The sequence below is a fragment of the Variovorax sp. 10N412 genome (genome assembly GCF_056394985.1).
In genome coordinates, this window is sequence record NZ_JBFTIO010000004.1 from 70,720 (window position 1) to 92,178 (window position 21,459).

Sequence of the window (21,459 nt, forward strand, 5' to 3'; positions counted from 1 at the left end):
TTTTGGGTAGTTTAAAGCCCAAAATGGGCTTTTGTAACCCCTGCGCACACGAGCCATGACCAACGAATTGCAATCGCTCACCCAAGCCCTGCGCGACTTCGCCCAGGCGCGCAACTGGGAGCCGTACCACTCCCCCAAGAACCTCGCCTCCGCGCTGTCGGTGGAAGCCGCCGAGCTGCTCGAACACTTCCAGTGGCTCACCGAGGCGCAGAGCCGCTCGCTGCCGGCCGACAAGCGCGCCGAGATCGGCACCGAGATCGCCGATGTCCTGCTCTACCTGCTGCAGCTGGCCGACAAGCTCGGCATCGACGTGATCGAGGCGGCCAGAAGCAAGATGGTGCTGAACGCGCAGAAGTACCCCGCGCCGCCGCCCGCCTGAATTCGTTGAACGGCGCGAACCGGCTGAGTACCTCCGTGTACGCCACCCGGCGTATTTCACCTTGATGGTGCATTCCGCAGACTCCTCTCCACGCCAGCACAGCGCTGGCGACAGGTTCAACCCACCCCGGAGCAGGAGTCCACATGCAACGTCGTTTCACACTCAAGGCGCTCACCGCCGCCGTCGCGCTGGCCAGCATTTCTGCTGCGCCCGCATTTGCCGCCGACACCATCAAGGTCGGCGTGCTGCACTCGCTGTCGGGCACGATGGCCATCTCGGAAACCGTGCTGAAAGACACGGTGCTGATGGCCATCGAAGACATCAACAAGAAGGGCGGCGTGCTGGGCAAGCAGCTCGAGCCCGTGATCGTCGACCCCGCCTCCAACTGGCCCCTGTTCGCCGAAAAGACCAAGCAGCTCCTCGGCCAGGACAAGGTCTCGGTGATCTTCGGCTGCTGGACCTCGGTGTCGCGCAAGTCGGTGCTGCCGGTGGTCGAGGAAATGAACGGCCTCTTGTTCTACCCCGTGCAGTACGAAGGTGAAGAGCTCTCCAAGAACGTGTTCTACACGGGCGCGGCACCCAACCAGCAAGCCATTCCGGCCGTCGACTACCTGATGAGCAAGGAAGGCGGCGGCGCCAAGCGCTGGGTGCTGCTGGGCACCGACTACGTGTACCCCCGCACCACCAACAAGATCCTGCGCGCCTACCTGAAGAGCAAGGGCGTGAAGGACACCGACATCGACGAAAAGTACACCCCCTTCGGCCACAGCGACTACCAGACCATCGTCGCCGACATCAAGAAGTTCTCTGCCGGCGGCAAGACGGCCGTGGTGTCGACCATCAACGGCGACTCCAACGTGCCCTTCTACAAGGAACTCGGCAACGCCGGCCTGAAGGCCAAGGACGTGCCCGTGGTTGCCTTCTCGGTGGGTGAGGAAGAACTGCGCGGCGTGGACACCAAGCCGCTGGTGGGCCACCTGGCTGCATGGAACTACTTCATGTCGATCAAGAACCCGACCAACACCGCGTTCATCAAGCAGTGGAGCGACTACGCCAAGGCCAAGAACATCGCCGGCCACAAGGACAAGCCGCTCACCAACGACCCGATGGAAGCCACCTGGATCGGCATCCACATGTGGAAGCAGGCCGTGGAGAAGGCCAAGTCGACCGACACCGACAAGGTGATCGCCGCCATGGCCGGCCAGACCTTCACCGCGCCCTCGGGCATCGTGTCGAAGATGGACGAGAAGAACCACCACCTGCACAAGAGCGTGTTCATCGGCGAGATCAAGGCCGACGGGCAGTTCAACGTGGTGTGGAAGACGCCGGGCCCGGTCAAGGCCAAGCCGTGGAGCCCGTACATCGAAGGCAACGACAAGAAGCCGGATTACCCGGCTGGCAAGTCGATGTAAGTGTGTTTCTCCCTTCCCCGCCGCTGGGGGAGGGCAGGGGTGGGGGCTGCGGTGGTCGATTCGAGCACTGCGCTTGTCCGGGCGCCGCGTGCCCCCACCCCGACCCTCCCCCGGAAGGGGAGGGAGCCAAAACCCAACTTCCACTTTCACCATGCTTCGACGAACCCTTCACTGCGCACTCGCCGCCATGCTGCTCATGGCAACGGCCGCCCACGCGCTGACCGCCGACGAAGCCCGGGCCATCGCCTCCGGCGAGTCCGAAGCCCGCATCGCCGCGCTCAACAAGGCCGTGCTCACGGCCGACGACAAGACTGCCGCCTTCATCCAGGCCATGTCCGACGACGCGGTCAAGTACACCGAAGACAAGGTCTTCGTGATGAAGGACGACAAAGGCTACGACCCCGTCACCGGCACCGAACTGAAGGTGCCCGACACCGCCGGAGACGTCGTCAACAACAACCTCATGCGCGGCGCGCTCGACGCCGCGCAAGCCGCGCTCAAGCTCACCAGCAAGGACGACGCGGTGCGCGCGGAAGCCGCGCAGGCCCTGTTCAAGGACCCCGACGAGTCGCGCATTCCGATGGTCGACAAGGCGCTGGCCGCCGAGACCAACCCGAAGATCCGGGCGCAGCTCGAACTCGTGCGCGCCGCCGGCATGCTCACCAGCGCCGACAAGGCCAAGCGCCTCGCCGCCGCCAAGGAGCTGGGCAACAACCGCAACCCCGACACCAAGCTGCTGCTCAACCAGCGCCTGGCCGACGAGACCGAGGCCGACGTCAAGGCGGCCATCGTCGCCTCCATTGCCAGCATCGACAGCTCGCTGGTCTGGGGCGACCGCATCAACGCCGTCTTCAGCGGCATCAGCCTGGGTTCGGTGCTGCTCCTGGCCGCCCTGGGCCTTGCCATCACCTACGGCCTCATGGGCGTCATCAACATGGCGCACGGCGAGCTGATGATGATCGGCGCCTACGCCACCTACGTGATGCAGGGCATCTTCCAGAAATACCTGCCGGAGTCGGCCTTCGGCTGGTACCTGGTGGCTGCCATTCCGGTGTCGTTCATGGCCTCGGCGCTGGTGGGCGCGGTGCTGGAGCGCGGCGTCATCCGCTTCCTGTACGGGCGCCCGCTCGAGACGCTGCTGGCCACCTGGGGCATCAGCCTGATGCTGCAGCAGCTGGTGCGCACGCTGTTCGGTGCGCAGAACGTGGGCGTGGAAAACCCCGGCTGGATGAGCGGCGGCTTCACCATGCTGAGCAACGTCACGCTGCCGTGGAACCGCATCGGCATCATCATCTTCGCGGTGCTGGTGCTGCTCGCCATGGGCTGGCTCATCGGCCGCACGCGCCTGGGCCTGTTCGTGCGCGGCGTCACGCAGAACCGTCCCATCGCTTCCTGCATGGGCGTGAACACCGCCCGCATCGACACCTACGCCTTCGCGCTCGGCTCGGGCATCGCGGGCCTGGCGGGCTGCGCGCTGAGCCAGATCGGCAACGTCGGCCCTGACCTGGGCCAGAGCTACATCGTCGACAGCTTCATGGTGGTCGTGATGGGCGGCGTGGGCCAGCTCGCGGGCACCGTGTATGCGGCGCTGGGGCTGGGCATTCTCAACAAGTTCATCGAAGGCTGGGCGGGCGCGGTGCTCGCCAAGATCGCGGTGCTCGTTTTCATCATCATCTTCATCCAGAAGCGCCCTCAAGGCATCTTCGCGATGAAAGGCCGGAGTGCAGAGGCATGAGCAAAGTCGTACTACCCACCAAGGGACCGCTGCTGAGCGGCAAGGGCTGGACGGCCTTCTTCGTCGCGCTGATCGTGGTGTGCGCGGTGGCGCCGGTGCTCAACATCTGGGTACCCGCCGACAGCCCGCTGCACATGAGCGACTACGCCGTGGCGCTGGTCGGAAAGATCATGTGCTACGCCATCTGCGCGCTGGCCATGGACCTGATCTGGGGCTACACCGGCATCCTGTCGCTGGGCCACGGCATGTTCTTTGCGCTCGGCGGCTACATGATGGGCATGTATCTCATGCGCCAGATCGGACGCGACGGCAACTACAAGAGCGACCTGCCCGACTTCATGGTGTTCCTCGACTGGAAGGAACTGCCCTGGCACTGGACCTTCAGCGGCAGCTTCGTCATGACGCTGGTGATGATCGTGGCGGTGCCCGGCATCATCGCCTTCGTGTTCGGCTTCTTCGCCTTCCGCTCGCGCATCAAGGGCGTGTATTTCTCGATCATCACGCAGGCCATGACCTTCGCGGCCATGCTGCTGTTCTTCCGCAACGAGACGGGCTTCGGCGGCAACAACGGCTTCACCGACTTCAAGCGCATATTGAACATTCCGATCGCCACGCAGGAAATGCGCATGACGCTGTTCGCGCTCACTGGCATCACGCTGCTGGGCTTCTTCCTGTTCGCCAAGTGGCTCATCGGCAGCAAGTTCGGCCGCGTGCTGCAGGCCATTCGCGACGCGGAAACGCGCGTGATGTTCTCGGGCTACAACCCGCTGCCCTACAAGCTCACGATCTGGGTCATCTCCGCCGTCATGTGCGGCGTGGCCGGTGCGCTGTACGTGCCGCAGGTGGGCATCATCAACCCGGGCGAAATGAGCGCGGCCAACTCCATCGAGATCGCGATCTGGGCGGCGGTGGGCGGGCGCGCCACGCTGATCGGGCCGATCATCGGCGCCTTCATCGTCAACGGCGCCAAGAGCTGGCTCACCGTGGCCTACCCGGAGTACTGGCTGTACTTTCTGGGTGCGCTGTTCATTGCTGTCACGCTGTTCCTGCCGAACGGCATCGTGGGGTTGGTACGCAAGTGGATGTCTCGCGAGAAGACGCCCGCTGCCGCCGTGAGCGATGGCCGCGAAGAAGCGCAACGCGCCCTCGCGGCCGCGCAAGGCATGGAGCCTGAGTCGCTGCTCGCGCCGCTGGCCGCCGAACCGAAGGGAGCACGCGCATGACGCCCGATCTGATGGAAGCCGGTGCCGAGCGCGCCGCGCGTGCCCACGGCCTGCCTTACGACAGCGGCAATACCGAATCTGGCGGCCGCAGCGCCGACTTCGGCCGCCACGTCACGCCGGGCGAAGTGGACGTCACGCACGGCCGCATCCTGTACCTGGAAGACGTGAGCGTGAGTTTCGACGGCTTCAAGGCCATCAACAAGCTGTCGCTGGACATCGCGCCGGGTGAGCTGCGCTGCATCATCGGCCCCAACGGTGCGGGCAAGACGACGATGATGGACATCATCACCGGCAAGACGCGGCCCGACTCGGGCACCGTGTTCTTCGGCAGCACCATCGACCTGCTGCGCCACCGCGAGGCCGACATTGCGCAGCTGGGCATCGGCCGCAAGTTCCAGAAGCCGACGGTGTTCGAGCACCTGACGGTGTTCGAGAACCTCGAGCTCGCTTTGAAGACCAACAAGGGCGTGCGCGCTTCGATGCTCTTCAAGCTCGACTCGGCGCAGAGCGACCGCCTCGCCGAGGTGCTGGAGACCATTCACCTCGCCGACAGCGTGTCGCGCCTGGCAGGCAACCTGAGTCACGGCCAGAAGCAGTGGCTGGAGATCGGCATGCTGCTGATGCAGGACCCGAAGCTGCTGCTGCTCGACGAGCCCGTGGCCGGCATGACCGACGAGGAAACCGCCCGCACGGCGGAGCTGTTCCTCACGCTCAAGGGCAAGCATTCGCTGATGGTGGTGGAGCACGACATGAGCTTCATCCGCACCATCTCCGAGATCGTCACCGTGCTGTGCGACGGCTCCGTGCTGGCTCAGGGCACGCTCGATGAAGTGCAGGCCGACGAGCGCGTGATCGAGGTCTACCTGGGCCGCTGAGGAACCGAACCCATGCTGACAGTAAAAAACATCCACCAGTACTACGGCGGCTCCCACATCCTCAGGGACGTGAGCTTTCAGGCAACCCTGGGCAAGGTCACCGTATTGCTGGGGCGCAACGGCGTAGGCAAGACCACGCTGCTGAAGTCCCTCATGGGCCTGGTGCCCATCAAGAGCGGCAGCATCGAACTCGAAGGCAAGCCGATCCAGAAAGCCACGCCCTACGACAGGGCAAGAGCAGGCATCGGCTTCGTCCCCCAGGGAAGAGAGATCTTCGCCAGGCTCACCGTCGAGGAAAACCTGCGCATGGGCCTGGCCTACAAGAGCGGCAGCACGCCCATCCCTTCGGAGCTGTACGAGCTGTTCCCCGTGCTCAAGCAGATGATCAACCGAAGGGGCGGCGACCTCTCCGGCGGGCAGCAGCAGCAGCTGGCCATCGCGCGTGCGCTGGCGCCGAAGCCGCGGCTGCTGATCCTCGACGAGCCCACTGAAGGCATTCAGCCCAGCATCATCAAGGACATCGGGCGCGTCATCCGCATGCTGGCCGACCGCGGCGACATGGCCATCGTGCTGTGCGAGCAGTACTACGACTTTGCCCAGGAACTGGCCGACGACTACCTCGTGATGGAGCGCGGCGAAGTCATTGCGCGCGGCCTCGGCAAGGACATGGAAGCGCAGGGCGTTCGCCAGCTGGTGGCCATCTGAGCTTCCTGGCCGGGCTTCCGTCGCCAAGTCCGTACAGGGCCCTTGGCAACTCCGTATCGGCAGAAATTCAGGGTTTACCCTAAAATCCGGCTTCTGCCCGCGGCCGCCGGGCACCTTCCCAGGAGCCTGGCCTTGAACGCCTCCCCACCCGCGCTGGACAGCGCGGACACCGACATTTCCGTTTCTTCCTCTTCCGCTGGCGCGCCCGTCAACTTCCTGCGCGCGGTGCTCGCGCTCGGCGTCGGCGGTTTCGCCATCGGCACCGGCGAGTTCGTCATCATGGGCCTGCTGCCCGAAGTGGCGAACGACATCGGCGTGAGCATTCCGCAAGCCGGCCACGTCATCAGCGCCTATGCGCTGGGCGTGGTCATCGGCGCACCGGTGCTCGCGGTGCTGGCCGCGGGATGGCGCCGCCGCGCGCTGCTGATCGCGCTCATGGCCGTGTTCGCCGCGGGCAACTTCGCCAGCGCCGCGGCCCCCACCTACCTGCTGCTGAACCTGCTGCGCTTTGCCACCGGCCTGCCGCACGGCACCTACTTCGGCGTGGCCGCGCTCGTGGCCGCCACCCTCGCACCGCCGGGGCGCCGCGCGCGGGCCGTGGGGCTCGTCATGCTGGGGCTCACCGGCGCCACGCTGGTCGGCGTACCCATCGCCGCCTGGCTGGGCCAGGTCTTCGGCTGGCGTGCGGCCTTCGTGTTCGTCGGCGTCATCGCGCTGGTGGCCATCGTGCTGCTGCGCCGCGACATTCCCGACCTGGCACCGCCGGCCGGCGCCAGCCCCTGGCGCGAGCTCGGCGCGCTCAAGCGCAAGCAGGTGTGGTTCACGCTGGGCATCGGCGCCATCGGCTTCGGCGGCATGTTCGCGGTGTTCAGCTACATCAAGCCCACGCTCATCGAAGTGGCCGGCCTGCCGCTGGGCGGCGTGCCCTTCGTGCTGGCGCTGTTCGGCCTGGGCATGGTCATGGGCAACCTCGTGGGCGCGCGCCTGGCCGACAAGTCGCTCATGCGCACCATCGGCGGCCTGCTGGTTTACGCGGCGGTGGTGCTCGCGCTGTTCACCTTCGCGGCGCACAACGTCTACACGGCGGCGTTCAACGTGTTCCTCATCGGCACCACCGTGGCCATCGGCCCGGCGCTGCAGATCCGCCTGATGGACGTGGCCGGCGACGCGCAGACGCTCGCCGCGGCGCTCAACCACTCGGCCTTCAACATGGCCAACGCGCTGGGCGCCTGGCTCGGTGGCGTGGCCATTGCCGCGGGCCTGGGCTGGACCTCGACCGGCTGGGTCGGCGCCTTGCTGGCGCTGGCGGGCATGGGCGTGTTCGGCTGGGCGGTGACGAGTGCACGCGCCGATGCGCGGCAGCCGGCGGCCATCGCCTGCTGAGCCTTGGTGGAAGCGCCGCTCGGGGAGCGCATTGCATTGCAGCGCCCGTCCGTGACAGGCTTGGTTGACAGCAGCGCGCGAAGCGAACGACAGTGCCGGGGATGATCTTCTCCACCTCTGCGCGCCAATGAGTACACGGCCGCTCTCGCGCCGGCGCCTGCTGTGCGGCGGTCTGGCCGCCGCATCGCTGGGCCACCCCTTCCTGCGGCTGCAAGCGCAACCTGCTTCACGCGAGTTGTTCACGCTGGGCGTGGCTTCGGGCGCGCCGCGTGCCGACGGCTTCGTGCTGTGGACGCGGCTGGCGCCCGATCCGCTGCAGGGCGGCGGCATGGGCGATGTGCCTGTCGAGGTGCGCTGGGAGGTCGCGCACGACGAGACCTTCAGGCGCATCGTGGCGAAGGGCACCGCCACGGCAGCGGCCGAACTCGCGCACGCCGTGCATGTCGAGGTGCAGGGCCTCTTGCCGGGCCGGCCGTACTGGTACCGCTTCACGGCCGCCGGTGCGCGCAGCCCGGTCGGCCGCACGCGCACCGCGCCGGCCGACGCCGACGAATCGGCGCAGGCCGTGCGCTTCGCCGTCGCCTCCTGCCAGCACTACGAGCAGGGCTTCTACGCCGCCTACCGCGACATGGCCGCGCAGCCGCTGGACTTTGTCGTGCACCTGGGCGACTACATCTACGAGAGTTCGCGCGGCGCGGACCGCGTGCGCCAGCACCAGGGCGGCATCCCGACGCAGCTGGCGGGTTTTCGCGAGCGCTACGCGCTCTACAAGACCGACCCGCACCTGCAGGCCGCGCACGCCGCCTGCCCCTGGCTCGTGACCTGGGATGACCACGAGGTGGCCAACGACTACACCAACGATGTGTCGCCGCGCACCCCCGATGCCGCGCAGTTCCTGGCCATTCGCGCCGCGGCCTACCAGGCCTGGTACGAGCACATGCCCGTGCCCGCGCGCATGCGTCCGCGCGGCGCCGACGCCACCATCCACGGGCGCCACCGCTTCGGCCGCATGCTCGACCTGCTGCTGACCGACGGGCGCCAGTACCGCTCGCACCATGCCTGCCTTTCGGGCCGCAGCGCCTCGCCGCTGGCCGACTGCGCCGAGCGCTTCGCGCCCGAGCGCAGCCTGTTCGGCGCGGCGCAGGAGGCCTGGCTCGCGCGCGAGCTCGCGGCGCCGCCCGCACGCTGGACCGTCATCGCGCAGCCCACGCTGCTGGCCGAGGCCGACCGCAAGCGCGGGGCGGAACATGGCTACTGGATGGACGGCTGGGACGGCTACGCCGCGGCCCGCGCGCGCCTGCTCGACGGCATCGCAGCCAACAAGGCGAACGGCGGCAACACGCTGGTGGTCAGCGGCGACGTGCATGCCTTCTGGGCGGCCGACCTGCGGCGCGATGCACAGGAGCCGGCCATCGCGACCGAGTTCGTCGGCGGCGCCATCACCTCCGAAGGCCCGAGCGCCGCGAGCGTGGCGAACTTGCTTGCCAAGAATCCGCACCTGCGCTACGGCCGCGCCGACAAGCGCGGCTACGCGCTCATGACGCTCGATGCGCGCGGCTGCGCGGTGGAGTTCCGCGCGGTGGACGACGAGAAGCGGGCCGACTCGGGCGTGCAGGCCATGGCCCGCTTCAGCGTGGAGCGCGGCGCGCCCGGCGTGCATGCCGAGACCGCCTGAAACCCGCACCGCCTGCAGGATCGCGCGGCCGTGTCTATGATGGCCGCCGCCCTTTCCCTCACTCTTGCAGAGCGAAAACACCATGAGCATTCCCACCACCCGTCTCGGCCGCACGGGCCTCACCGTGTCGCGCCTGGCCCTCGGCACCATGACCTTCGGCCTGCAGACCGACGAGACGGTGTCGCACCAGATCCTCGACAAGGCGGCCGAAGGCGGCATCAACTTCCTCGACACCGCCGACGTGTACCCGCTGGGCGGCACGGTGGAGACCACCGGCCGCACCGAGGAAATCATCGGCCGCTGGCTGCAGAAGCAGGGCCCCGCGGGGCGCCGCCGCTTCGTCGTCGCCACCAAGGCGGTCGGCAAGGTCGGCCCGAACAGCTGGGACCAGGGCGCGTCGCGCAAGCATTTGCTGGACGCCATCGACGCCTCGCTCAAGCGGCTGCAGACCGACCACGTCGACCTGTACCAGCTGCACAGCGACGACCGCGAGACGCCGCTCGAAGAGAGCCTGGAGGCGCTGGACATCATCGTGAAATCGGGGCGTGCGCGCTACATCGGCGTGTCGAACTTCCTGGCGTACCGGCTGGCGCGCGCGCTGGGCAAGGCCGAGCTGCACAAGCTCACGCGCTACGTGTCGGTGCAGCCGCGCTACAGCCTGCTGTTCCGAGAGATCGAGCGCGAGCTGCTGCCGCTGGTGGGCGAAGAGGGCCTGGGCGTGATTCCCTACAACCCGCTGGCCGGCGGGCTGCTCACCGGCAAGTACAAGGCCGGCGCCAAGCCCGAGGAAAACACCCGCTTCACGCTGGGCACCGCCGGCAACATGTACCAGGACCGGTACTGGAACGAACGCAGCTTCAACACCGTGACGCAGCTGCACAAGCTGGCGGACGAAGCCGGCGTGCCGTTGGCGACGCTGGCGGTGGCGTGGGTGATGGCGAATCCGCTGATCACCGCGCCGCTGCTCGGCGCGAGCCGGCCGGATCAGCTGGACGCGACCCTGGCCGCGGCTGAATACAAACTGGACCTGGCGTTGAAGCAGAAGCTGGACGACCTGACCGCCGAGTACCGCAAGGGCGACGCGCCCCGCTGATCTCGGGTGTTCCTCCTTCCCCCTTTGGGGGAAGGCCGGGATGGGGGCAAGCGGCCTTCGAAAAGGCGCTGCGTTGTTGCGAACGCCGCCGTGCCCCCACCCCAACCCTCCCCCGGAAGGGGAGGGAGGCAAYCCGTCTTGCTCCTTCCCCCTTTGGGGGAAGGCTGGGATGGGGGCAAGCGGCCTTCGCGTAGATGCTGCGCTTATGCAGACGCCGCCGTGCCCCCACCCCGGCCCTCCCCCGGAAGGGGAGGGAGCAAGAGGGCCCCGCTCCTTCCCCCTTTGGGGGAAGGCTGGGATGGGGGCAAGCGGCCTTCGAAAAGGCGCTGCGTTGTTGCGAACGCCGCCGTGCCCCCACCCCAACCCTCCCCCAGCGGGGGGAGGGAGCAACAGCCAAAACCGGGAAACTGTCAGAACTGTCAGTTAACCGACAGCGAGCGGTTCGATGCAGGTACCTAGAGTGCCTTCATCATGGATTCTTCCGCCGCAATTCCCCCATCGCGCAAGGCCTTCGCGCCGTCCGCCATCGCGCTGGCCGCCTTGCTCCTCGCAGGCTGCGCCGTCGGCCCCGACTACGTTCGCCCGCAGATGGACATGCCGGTCGCCTACAAGGAAACCGGCGGCCCCTGGAAAACCGCCGCCCCGCAGACCATCGACGCCGCCCACCCCTGGTGGGATGCCTACGGCGACAGCACGCTCGGCGACCTGATCGTGCGGGCCAATGCGGCCAACCAGAACATCCGCGTCGCCGAGGCCCAGTACCGCGAGGCGCAGGCCATCACCGCCGCGGCGCGCGCCAGTTTCTTTCCGACCGTCGGCCTGAACGCCGGCGCGAGCCGCGCGCAGACCAACAGCACCGGCACCGTCAAGCTCGGCACCACCGACACCCTGGGCCTGGGCGCAAGCTGGGAGCCCGACATCTGGGGTGCCGTGCGCCGCTCGGTCGAGGCCGGCAGTGCCAGCGAACAGGCCAGCGCCGACGACCTGGCCGGCGCGCGCCTGAGCATCCAGACCACGCTCGCGCAAGATTACCTGCAGGTGCGCGTGATCGACCTGCAGCGCGACCTGTACGCCAGCACCACCGCCGCCTATGCCAAGGCGCTCGAGCTCACGCAGCACCAGTACGCCGCCGGCACCGTGCTGCGCTCCGACGTGGCGCTCGCGGAAAGCCAGCTGAAGACCGCGCAGGCCCAGGCCGTGGACCTCGAGGCCCAGCGCGCGCAGCTCGAACACGCCATCGCGGTGCTCACCGGGCAGGCGCCCGCGTCGTTCTCGCTGGCGCGGCTCGAATCGCCGACGCAGCCGCCGACGGCCGAGTCGCTGTCTTCTTCCGCCGCGCTGCGCGTGCAGTTGCCGGTCACGCCCACGGGGCTGCCGTCGGATCTGCTCGAACGCCGCCCCGACATCGCCGGCGCCGAGCGCCGCGTGCAGGCCGCCAACGCCAACATCGGCGTGGCCAAGGCCGCCTACTTTCCGCAGATCGTGCTCAGTGCGAGCGGCGGCTTCAGCGCGGCCAGCATGGCCACGCTCTTCAACACGCCCAGCCGCGTGTGGTCGCTGGGCGCGGCGCTGGCGCAGACGGTGTTCGACGGCGGCCTGCGCAAGGCGCACAGCGATCAGGCCGTGGCCGCCTATGACGCGTCGGTCGCGCAATACAAGCAGACCGTGCTCGGCGGCTTTCAGCAGGTGGAAGACAACCTGGCCACGCTGCGCGTGCTCGACAGCGAATCCGCCTTGCAGGCCGACGCGGTACGCGCCGCGCAGCTCGCCGAGCGCCTGGCGCTGAGCCAGTACCGCGCGGGCACCGCCACCTACCTCAGCGTGGTGACGGCGCAGACGCTCTCGCTCACCAACCAGCGCACCGCCGCGCAGGTGCTGGGCCGCCAGCTGGCCGCCAGCGTGTCGCTGATCGCGGCCACGGGCGGCGGCTGGAACGCCACCGACACAGCCGCCGCCGCCACGACCGCGGCCGCATCCAAGACTTCCGGGAACTGACGCCATGACGACCACCGCAACGCATCCCCTTCTTCAGCGCCGCTCCACCTGGCTCGCCGCCGCCACGCTCGTGGTGCTGCTGGGCGGCGGCGCCTGGGCGCTCGCGCCCCATGCGGCCCACGCCGCCAAGCCCGACGCGCCCAAGACGCCGCCCGTGCAGGTGACCACCGCGCGTGTCGCCTCGCAGAACGTGCAGGTCTACCGCTCGGGCATCGGCACGGTCGCCTCCATGGCCACCGTGACCGTGAAGGCGCGCATCGACGGCCAGCTCGACAAGGTCGGCTTCGTCGAAGGGCAGGACGTCAAGGCCGGCCAGCTGCTCGCGCAGCTCGACCCGCGCACGCTGCAGGCACAGCTCGCGCAGGCGCAGGCCACCAAGGCCAAGGACAGCGCCCAGCTCGCCAACGCGCGCGCCGACCTGCAGCGCTACACCACGCTGCTGGGGCAGGACGCCGCCACGCAGCAGCAGGTCGACACGCAGAAGGCGCTGGTCAACCAGCTGCAGGCAACGGTGCAGAACGACGCCGCGCAGGTGCAGTACGCCGAGGTGCAGCTGAGCTTCACGCGCATCGCGTCGCCCATGAACGGGCGCGTGGGTGCGCGGCTGGTGGACCCGGGCAACATCGTCCACGCGACCGACGCCAACGGGCTGGTCGTCATCAACCAGATCGACCCCATCGCCGTGCAGTTCACGCTGCCCGAGGACGCTGTGCAGGACATCAACCGCGTGCAGCAGCAAAGCAACCAGCCGCTCGCCGTGGTGGCCTACGACCGCAGCGGCGCGCAGATGCTGGGCACCGGCAAGCTGATATTGCTGAACAACCAGATCGACACCACCAGCGGCACCGTGCAGCTCAAGGGCAGCTTCGCGAACCCGCAGCACACGCTGTGGCCCGGCCAGTACGTCAACGTGAGGCTGCAGCTCGACCGCCGGGCCGACTCGCTCACCGTGCCGGCGGCCGCCATCCAGCGCGGCCAGGACAACACCTACGTCTGGGTGGTCGATGCCGAGAACAAGGCCGAGAACGTGCCCGTGCACGTGGTGCAGATCGCCGACGGCACGGCCGTGATCGACAAGGGCCTCGCGGCCGGCCAGCGCGTGGTGACCGACGGGCAGTACAAGCTCAAGCCCGGCGTGAGCACGGTCGAGCCGCCGCCCGCCGCGAAGAATGCGAACGGCAAGACGCCCGCCGCCGGGAGCGGCAATTGAGCATTTCCGCCGCCTTCATCAAGCGCCCCATCGGCACCACGCTGCTGGCACTGGCCATCCTGCTGGTCGGTGCGGCGGTGTTTCCGCTGCTGCCGGTGGCCCCGCTGCCGCAGGTCGACTTTCCGACCATCCAGGTGTCGGCCAACCTGCCGGGCGCCAGCCCGGAGACCATGGCGTCGAACGTGGCGCAGCCGCTGGAGCGGCAGTTCTCGCTCATTGCGGGCCTGTCGCAGATGACCTCGACCAGCGGCCTGGGCTCCACGCAGATCACGCTGCAGTTCGACCTGGACCGCAGCATCGACGCCGCCGCGCTCGACGTGCAGGCCGCCATCAATGCCTCCACCGGCCAGCTGCCGGCCAACCTGCCGAGCCCGCCGACCTTCCGCAAGGTGAACCCGGCCGACTCGCCCATCCTCATCCTGTCGGTGCAGTCCAAGACGCTGCCGCTGACCGAGGTGAACGACTACGCCGACAACATCCTGGCGCAGCAGATCTCGCAGATCTCCGGCGTGGGCCTGGTCAACATCGGCGGCGTGCAGAAGCCGGCCGTGCGCATCCAGGTCGACCCGGCCAAGCTCGCCGCGCTGGGCCTGAGCCTGGAAGACGTGCGCACGGTGCTCGCGTCGGCCACCGTCAACGCGCCCAAGGGCACCATCGACGGGCCCAACCAGAGCTTCACCGTCTACACCAACGACCAGCTGCTGAAGGCGCAGCCCTGGAACGACGTGGTGCTGGCCTACCGCAACGGCGCGCCCATTCGAGTGCGCGACCTGGGCGTGGCGGTGGACGGCCCCGAGAACGCCAAGATCGCCGGCTGGGCCTATGCCGGCGCCGCCGCGCCCGAGGGCAGCACCGTGCAAAACGGCCGCTCCATCGTGCTGGCCATCACCAAGCAGCCGGGCGCCAACGTGATCGAGACGGTGGACCGCATCAACGCCGCGCTGCCGCGCCTGAAGGTCTCGATTCCGCCGACCGTGGAGGTCAACGCCATCATCGACCGCACGCAGACCATCCGCGCGTCGGTGAAGGACGTGGAGTTCACGCTGCTGCTGACCATCGCGCTGGTGGTGGCGGTGATCTTCGTGTTCCTGCGCAACGTGCCCGCCACGCTCATTCCCAGCGTGACGGTGCCGCTGGCGCTGCTGGGCACGGTGGCCGTCATGTACCTGCTGGGCTACAGCCTGGACAACCTCTCGCTCATGGCGCTGACCATCGCGGTGGGCTTCGTGGTGGACGACGCCATCGTGATGCTGGAGAACATCTACCGCTACGTGGAAGAAGGCATGACGGCCATGGAGGCCGCGTACAAGGGCGCGAGCGAAATCGGCTTCACCATCATCTCGATCTCGGTGTCGCTCATCGCGGTGTTCATTCCGCTGCTGCTCATGGGCGGCATCGTGGGGCGCCTGTTCCGCGAGTTCGCCGTCACGGTCACGCTGACCATCGTGGTGAGCGTGGTGATCTCGCTCACGCTCACGCCCATGCTGTGCTCGCGCTTCCTGAAGAACGAGCATGGGCGCCGGCACGGGCGGCTCTACCAGCTGTTCGAGCGCGGCTTCGACGCCCTGCTCAACGGCTACAAGCGCGGGCTGCACGTGGTGCTCGACCACCAGTTCCTCACGCTCATGGTGTTCATCGCCACGGTGGCGGCCACGGGCTTCCTGTTCGTGATCATTCCCAAGGGCTTCTTCCCGCAGCAGGACACCGGCTTCATCTCGGGCTTTGCCGAGTCGGCGCAGGACGCGTCCTTCGCGTCGATGAACTCGCGCATGCTCGAGCTGGCCGACGTGGTGCGCAAGGACCCCGACGTGACCGGCTTCGGCATGAACGGCAGCTCGTCGACCTACAACACCGGCAACTTCTTCATCAGCCTGAAGCCGAAGGACGAAGGCCGCACGGCCACGGCCGACGAGATCATCACGCGGCTGCGTCCGCAGCTGGCCAAGGTGCAGGGCGTGAACTTGTTCCTGCAGGCGGGGCAGGACATTCGCGTGGGCGGGCGCTCTTCGCGCACGCAGTACCAGTACACGGTGACCGACGCCAACCTCGACGAGCTCAACACCTGGGCGCCGCAGCTGCTTGCGCGCTTCAAGCAGTTGCCCGAGATCACCGACCTGGCGTCCGACCAGCAGAACGCCGCCGCGTCGGCGGTGCTCACCATCGACCGCGACCGTGCCGCCAGCTTCGGCATCACGCCCGCCACCATCGACGCCACGCTGTACGACGCCATTGGCCAGCGCCAGGTGGCGCAGTACTTCACGCAGCTCAACAGCTACCACGTGGTGCTGGAAGTGACGCCCGCGCTGCAGCAGGACCCGGCGCTGTTCAGCAAGCTGTACCTCAACTCGCCGCTCACCGGCCAGCAGGTGCCGCTGTCGACCTTCGTGAAGGTGGACACCAGCAAGACGGCCTACCTGTCGATCAGCCACCAGGGGCAGTTTCCGGCCGTGACCATCTCGTTCAACCTGGCGCCGGGCCATGCGCTGGGCGACGCGGTGGACGCCATCAACAAGGCGCAGGCCGACATGGGGCTGCCGCAGTCGCTCACCGGCTCGTTCCAGGGCACGGCGCAGGCCTTCCAGGACTCGCTGGCCTCGCAGCCCTACCTGATTGCCGCGGCGCTGGTGGCGGTGTACATCGTGCTGGGCCTGCTGTACGAGAGCTACATCCATCCGCTGACCATTCTGTCGACGCTGCCCTCGGCCGGCGTGGGCGCGCTGCTGATCCTGATGGCGGGGGGCTACGACCTGAGCGTGATCGCGCTGATCGGCATCATCCTGCTGATCGGCATCGTGAAGAAGAACGGCATCATGATGATCGACTTCGCGCTCAAGGCCGAGCGCGAGCAGGGCATGTCGCCGCACGACGCCATCTACCAGGCCTGCCTGCTGCGCTTCCGCCCGATCATGATGACCACCATGTGCGCGCTGCTCTCGGGCCTGCCGCTGATGCTGGGCCACGGCTCGGGCTCCGAACTGCGCCGCCCGCTGGGCTACGCGATGGTGGGCGGGCTGATACTCTCGCAGGCACTCACCCTGTTCACGACCCCGGTGGTCTACCTGTACCTCGACCGCGCCCACTACTGGTACCTGAGCCGCAAGGAAGCGCGCAAGGCCCGCAAGGCCGCCCGGGCCGGCGAGGCCCCGCCGGTGGCCGAAGCGCACGGCTAGGTGCCGGCAGGGACGGAGAGAGACAGGAGCACAAGAAATATGAAGATCCTGATTGTCGAAGACGAGCTCAGAACCGCCGACTACCTCTCCAAGGGGTTGACCGAGCAGGGCTGCACGGTCGACACGGCGCACAACGGCATCGACGGCCAGCACCTGGCGCTCACGCACGACTACGACGTGATCGTGCTCGACGTGATGCTGCCCGGGCAGGACGGCTTCTCGGTGCTGCGCGGGCTGCGCGCCGTGAAGCAGACGCCGGTCATCATGCTCACCGCGCGCGACCGCGTGGAAGACCGCATCAAGGGCCTGCACGAGGGCGCGGACGACTACCTCGTCAAGCCCTTCTCGTTCCTGGAGCTGCTCGCGCGCCTGCAGGCGCTGAACCGGCGCGGCCGCAAGCAGGAGCCGATGCAGCTGCGCATGGCCGACCTGCAGGTCGACCTGCTCGCGCGCAAGGCCTTCAGAGGCAGCACCCGCATCGACCTCACGGCCAAGGAGTTCGCGCTGCTGGCCGTGCTGGCAAGGCGGCAGGGCGAAATATTGTCGAAGACCGCCATCGCCGAGCTGGTATGGGACATGAACTTCGACAGCAACACCAACGTGGTCGAGGTGGCCATCAAGCGGCTGCGCGACAAGATCGACGTGCCCTTCGGCACCAAGCTGCTGCACACCATCCGCGGCATGGGCTATGTGATGGAGGTGCGCGACGGTGGCGAAGGGGAGGGTGCCACCCTGTGAAGCGCTCCATCACGGCGCGCCTGGTCCTGATGTTCGCGGCGGTGGCGCTGGCCACCTTCGCGCTCACCGGCGCCGCGCTGCACGGCGTGCTGGCACGCGAGCTCGACCGCCACCAGTACGACGAGCTCAAGATCGGGCTCAAGAACATGCAGTACTCCATCGACCGCGTGGGCACCGTCGACCGCTGGGCCCGCGTGCAGGCCAAGATGGACACGCTCACGCCCGAGGACGGCAGCGTGCGCTTCTGGGTGCTGTGCGACGACCCGCGCTTCCAGTACGGCAAGGGCCTGGCCGAGATCGAGCGCATGAGCCACGACGCCGACGGCCGCGGCAGCATCCTGTTGCCGGGCCGCGCGGAGCCGATGCACACTTTGTCGGTGCACATCGAGCCGTTGCTGGACCGCCCGGCCGTGCGCTTGATCGTCGGCAGCGACTCTGCTCCCTACACCCACACGCGGCATGCATTCCTTACCGCGCTGGTGGCACTCGGCCTGGGCGCCGTGCTGGTGGTGGCGCTGGCCGGCTACTGGATCGCCCGCGTCGGGCTGCAGCCGGTGAAGCAGCTCTCGCGCGAGGCCCAGGCTTTGCGGCCCAAGACCTTGTCCCAGCGGTTGCAGTCCGGGGCGCTGCCGGTGGAGCTGTCGGCGCTGGCCGAGGCCTTCAACGGCGCGCTCGGCCGGCTCGAAGAAGCCTACGGCCAGCTCGAGTCTTTCAACGCCGACGTGGCGCACGAGCTGCGCACGCCGCTGGCCAACCTCATCGGCAGCACGCAGGTGGCGCTGTCGCGCCAGCGCAGCGCGGGCGAGTTCCAGGAGGTGCTGCAGGCCAACCTGGAAGACCTGGAGCGGGTGCGCTCCATCGTCAACGACATGCTGTTCCTGGCGCGCGCCGACCGCGGCGAGGTGGCCACCGGGCTGGTGCTCACGCCGGTGGCGCAGGAGGTGCGCAAGACCATCGAGTTCTTCGAGTTCGTGCTCGACGAGACCCGCACGCAGGTGGCCATCGAAGGCGACGTGCTGGCGCAGGCCCGGCTGGAAAGCGCGCTGTTCCGCCGTGCCATGTCCAACCTGCTGCAGAATGCCATCGAGCATTCGAAGCCGGGCGCGCAGATTGCCGTCACGCTGCGCGAGGAGGCCGCCTCGACCTGGATCACCGTGTCCAACCCCGGCGCGCCCATCGACGCGCAGCACCTGCAGCACCTGTTCGACCGCTTCTACCGGGTGGACGCCGCGCGCAACGACGGCGGCGGCGAGCACCATGGCCACGGCCTGGGGCTGGCCATCGTGAAGGCGGTGGCGAGCATGCATGGCGGGCAGGTCTTTGCGTCGAGCGAAGACGGGCTGAATACCTTCGGCTTCAGCGTATCGCGCGCCGCTTGAGAGAGCCGCTGTCCACAGCCGTCCGCCAATGGCCTGCCCCGGGTACGTTCTTGGGCCATGCCGGACAATCGCCGGTGGCATGAACCCCCCACCCATCCCGCGGCATCCCGCCGCACCCCCAGCACTTCCAGGACACCCGGCATGGCACAGCTGATGTCATTGCTCGTGCAGAACGCGATCCTTGTGGTGTTCGCCGTCAGCTTCGCCGCCCGCCTCGGACTGCCGGTGCCGGCCGCGGCGGTGCTGGTGCTCACCGGCGCGCTGCTGGCGGCGGGCGATGTGTCGGTGCCCGGCGTGGTGCTGGCCGCGGTGGTGGCCAACCTGCTGGGCGACGCGGCCTGGTTCTATGCGGGGCGGCGCTTCGGCTACCGCTTCATGCGCATGCTGTGCCGCATCTCGCTGTCGCCCGACACCTGCGTGCGGCGCGGCGAGTCGCTCATCACCGACTGGGGCGGCCTGTCGCTGGTGGCCGCCAAGTTCGTGCCGGGCGTGTCGGTGGTGGCTCCGCCCATGGCCGGGGCGCTGGGCATGTCGGTGCGGCGCTTCATCGGCTTCGACATCGGCGCCGCGCTGGTCTGGACGGGGCTCTTCCTCGGGCTGGGCTGGGTGTTTCGCAACCAGATCCAGGAGGTGCTGGCCGTGATGGCGCAGGCCGGCGGCATCGCCACCATCGCGCTGGCGGTGCTGCTGGTGATCGTTCTGGCGGTGCGCTACTGGCGCCGCCGCGCCTTCATGCGGCTCACCGGCATGCCGCGCATCTCGGTGGACGAGCTGCACGCGCTGCTCGAAGGCGAAACGCCGCCGCTGGTCATCGACGTGCGGGGCAAGGCCGGCACGCAGGTCGACCCGCGCCGCATCCCTGGGGCGCAGTCGTACACCCTCAAGGCGCTGCAGCAGCGCGGTCTCGACCTGTCGCATGCCGAGGGGCGCGACGTGGTGCTGTACTGCAACTGCCCCAACGAGGTGTCGGCCGCGCAGGCCGCCCGCGTGCTGCTGTCGCGCGGCGCCAGGCGGGCGCTGCCGCTCACGGGCGGGCTCGATGCCTGGGTGGCCTCGGGCCGGCCGACCAGCACGGACTGAGCGCCAACGCCCGCCGGCCTGCGCAAAGCGGTCGGCCGTGCTAAGGTGCCCCGGCCCGGGTTAACCCTTGGCCACCCCTCTTTCTCCCGATATCTTTCGACACCCGCCAGCCAGCGAGGCCCTTCGTGCCACTTCCCGACGCCCCCCTTCCCACTGCCGCGCAGAGCGCCCGCGCCGATGCGTCGGACAGGGCCAATGCGCAAGCCCAGGCCCATCACGCGCCCGGTCTCAGCCCGGCCCTCACGCTGGTCTTCGCCATCGCCTGCGGCCTGTGCGTGGCCAACATCTACTACGCCCAGCCGCTGATCGGCCCCATCTCCGAAACACTGCAGCTGCATGCCGGCCTGGCGGGGCTGATCATGACGCTCACGCAGCTCGGCTACGGCGCCGGCCTGCTGCTGCTGGTGCCACTGGCGGACGTGGTGGAGAACCGCCGGCTCATCGTGGGCGCGCTGTTCGGCGCGGTCATCGGGCTGGTGGGCATTGCGCTGTCGGACTCGGCCGTGACCTTTCTTGCTGCCTCGTTCCTCGTGGGCACGTGCGCCGTGGCGGCGCAGGTGCTGCTGCCCTTCGCCTCGCACCTCGCGCCCGAGTCCTCGCGCGGCAAGGTGGTCGGCAACATCATGGCCGGGCTGCTGGGCGGCATCATGCTGGCGCGGCCTTTCGCCAGCCTGGTGGCGTCGGCGCTCGGCTGGCGTGCGGTGTTCTGGTTGTCGGCGGCGCTGATGGCCGTGCTCATTGCCGTGCTGTGGCGCGCGCTGCCCGAGCGCCGGCCGCATGCGTCGGTCGGCTATGCGCGCACCATGGCCTCTCTGCCCGGCATCGTGTGGAACACGCCGCTGCTGCGCCGCCGCGGCTTCTACCAGGGAATGATGTTCTCCGGCTTCCAGGTCTTCTGGACGGCCGTGCCGCTGGCGCTGGTGCACGAGTTCGGCATGGGCCAGCGCGGCATTGCGCTGTTCGCGCTGGCCGGTGCGGCGGGGGCCTTGCTCGCGCCCGTGGCGGGCCGGCTGGCCGACCGCGGGCTCACGCGCCCGGCCACCGGCTGGGCCATCGTCGTGGCGCTGCTGTCGTTCGTGCTGGGCGCGGTGTCCATGCACTTCCATTCGCTGGCCGGGCTGGTGGTGGCGGGCATCCTGCTCGACGGCGCGGTGCAGCTGTGCCAGGTGCTGAACTTCCGCAGCCTGTTCATGCTGGCGCCGGAACTGCGCGGTCGGCTCAACGGCCTGTTCATGACCTTCATCTTCATCTGCGCGGCGGTGGCCTCGGGCATTGCGGCGGCCGTGTATGCCTTCCATGGATGGACCGGCCTGTGCCTGCTGGGCGGCGGGTACGTGACGCTGGCGCTGCTGTACTACGCGACCGAGTTCCGCAGCCAGCCTGCGGCCGTCGCCGTGGGCCGATAAC

16 protein-coding genes are annotated in these 21,459 nt (G+C 68.5%); all 16 read left to right on the top strand.

All coding sequences use genetic code 11. From position 1 onward, the window contains the following. The first annotated feature begins 55 nt into the window (after window positions 1–55). The 16 genes from AC1DJH_RS12305 to AC1DJH_RS12380 all read left to right on the top strand — a co-directional run bounded on the left by AC1DJH_RS12305 (window position 56) and on the right by AC1DJH_RS12380 (window position 21,458). Window positions 56–379 (top strand): nucleotide pyrophosphohydrolase, encoded by a 324-nt coding sequence (locus AC1DJH_RS12305; RefSeq protein WP_478185878.1) that lies wholly within the window; start codon window positions 56–58, stop codon window positions 377–379. A gap of 143 nt (window positions 380–522) precedes the next feature. Continuing rightward, window positions 523–1,791, top strand: a complete 1,269-nt coding sequence (urtA, locus tag AC1DJH_RS12310; protein ID WP_435444568.1) for an urea ABC transporter substrate-binding protein — start codon at window positions 523–525, stop codon at window positions 1,789–1,791. A gap of 187 nt (window positions 1,792–1,978) precedes the next feature. Then, window positions 1,979–3,526 (top strand): urea ABC transporter permease subunit UrtB, encoded by a 1,548-nt coding sequence (urtB, locus tag AC1DJH_RS12315; protein WP_478186098.1) that lies wholly within the window; start codon window positions 1,979–1,981, stop codon window positions 3,524–3,526. Further along, the gene (gene urtC / locus AC1DJH_RS12320; RefSeq protein ID WP_478185879.1) at window positions 3,523–4,749 is read left to right on the top strand and encodes an urea ABC transporter permease subunit UrtC; all 1,227 of its coding nucleotides are present in this window, start codon (window positions 3,523–3,525) and stop codon (window positions 4,747–4,749) included. The genes urtB and urtC overlap by 4 nt, the downstream gene beginning before the upstream one ends. Beyond that, window positions 4,746–5,624, top strand: a complete 879-nt coding sequence (gene urtD / locus AC1DJH_RS12325) for an urea ABC transporter ATP-binding protein UrtD (RefSeq protein WP_435484612.1) — start codon at window positions 4,746–4,748, stop codon at window positions 5,622–5,624. Before urtC ends, urtD begins: the two co-directional genes overlap by 4 nt. A 12-nt stretch (window positions 5,625–5,636) precedes the next feature. Beyond that, window positions 5,637–6,329, top strand: a complete 693-nt coding sequence (urtE, locus tag AC1DJH_RS12330; RefSeq protein WP_435484611.1) for an urea ABC transporter ATP-binding subunit UrtE — start codon at window positions 5,637–5,639, stop codon at window positions 6,327–6,329. A 132-nt stretch (window positions 6,330–6,461) separates the two neighbouring features. Next, the gene (locus tag AC1DJH_RS12335) at window positions 6,462–7,712 is read left to right on the top strand and encodes an MFS transporter (RefSeq protein WP_478185880.1); all 1,251 of its coding nucleotides are present in this window, start codon (window positions 6,462–6,464) and stop codon (window positions 7,710–7,712) included. A 127-nt stretch (window positions 7,713–7,839) separates the two neighbouring features. Beyond that, complete coding sequence (locus AC1DJH_RS12340) at window positions 7,840–9,387, top strand: alkaline phosphatase D family protein (protein WP_478185881.1); 1,548 nt, start codon at window positions 7,840–7,842, stop codon at window positions 9,385–9,387. An 82-nt stretch (window positions 9,388–9,469) separates the two neighbouring features. Further along, entirely contained in the window at window positions 9,470–10,480 is a 1,011-nt protein-coding gene (locus AC1DJH_RS12345; protein ID WP_478185882.1) for an aldo/keto reductase, read from the top strand. A gap of 471 nt (window positions 10,481–10,951) precedes the next feature. Continuing rightward, window positions 10,952–12,475, top strand: coding sequence for an efflux transporter outer membrane subunit (locus AC1DJH_RS12350; RefSeq protein ID WP_478185883.1), 1,524 nt, complete (start codon window positions 10,952–10,954; stop codon window positions 12,473–12,475). Window positions 12,476–12,479: 4 nt separating this feature from the next. Beyond that, entirely contained in the window at window positions 12,480–13,685 is a 1,206-nt protein-coding gene (locus AC1DJH_RS12355; RefSeq protein ID WP_478185884.1) for an efflux RND transporter periplasmic adaptor subunit, read from the top strand. Further along, a complete protein-coding gene (locus tag AC1DJH_RS12360) occupies window positions 13,682–16,855 on the top strand; it encodes an efflux RND transporter permease subunit (RefSeq protein ID WP_478185885.1) in 3,174 nt (1,057 codons plus the stop codon). The genes AC1DJH_RS12355 and AC1DJH_RS12360 overlap by 4 nt, the downstream gene beginning before the upstream one ends. A gap of 39 nt (window positions 16,856–16,894) precedes the next feature. Further along, window positions 16,895–17,593, top strand: a complete 699-nt coding sequence (locus AC1DJH_RS12365) for a heavy metal response regulator transcription factor (protein ID WP_478185886.1) — start codon at window positions 16,895–16,897, stop codon at window positions 17,591–17,593. Further along, the gene (locus AC1DJH_RS12370) at window positions 17,590–18,972 is read left to right on the top strand and encodes a heavy metal sensor histidine kinase (RefSeq protein WP_435484603.1); all 1,383 of its coding nucleotides are present in this window, start codon (window positions 17,590–17,592) and stop codon (window positions 18,970–18,972) included. Before AC1DJH_RS12365 ends, AC1DJH_RS12370 begins: the two co-directional genes overlap by 4 nt. Before the next feature lie 141 nt (window positions 18,973–19,113). Then, on the top strand, window positions 19,114–20,052 hold the full coding sequence (locus AC1DJH_RS12375) for a VTT domain-containing protein (RefSeq protein ID WP_472118663.1): 939 nt from the start codon (window positions 19,114–19,116) through the stop codon (window positions 20,050–20,052). Between the two features lie 125 nt (window positions 20,053–20,177). Further along, window positions 20,178–21,458 carry an MFS transporter gene (locus AC1DJH_RS12380; protein ID WP_472118666.1) on the top strand — a complete coding sequence of 427 codons (1,281 nt, stop codon included), beginning with the start codon at window positions 20,178–20,180 and terminating at the stop codon, window positions 21,456–21,458. The last annotated feature ends 1 nt before the right edge of the window (window position 21,459 follow it).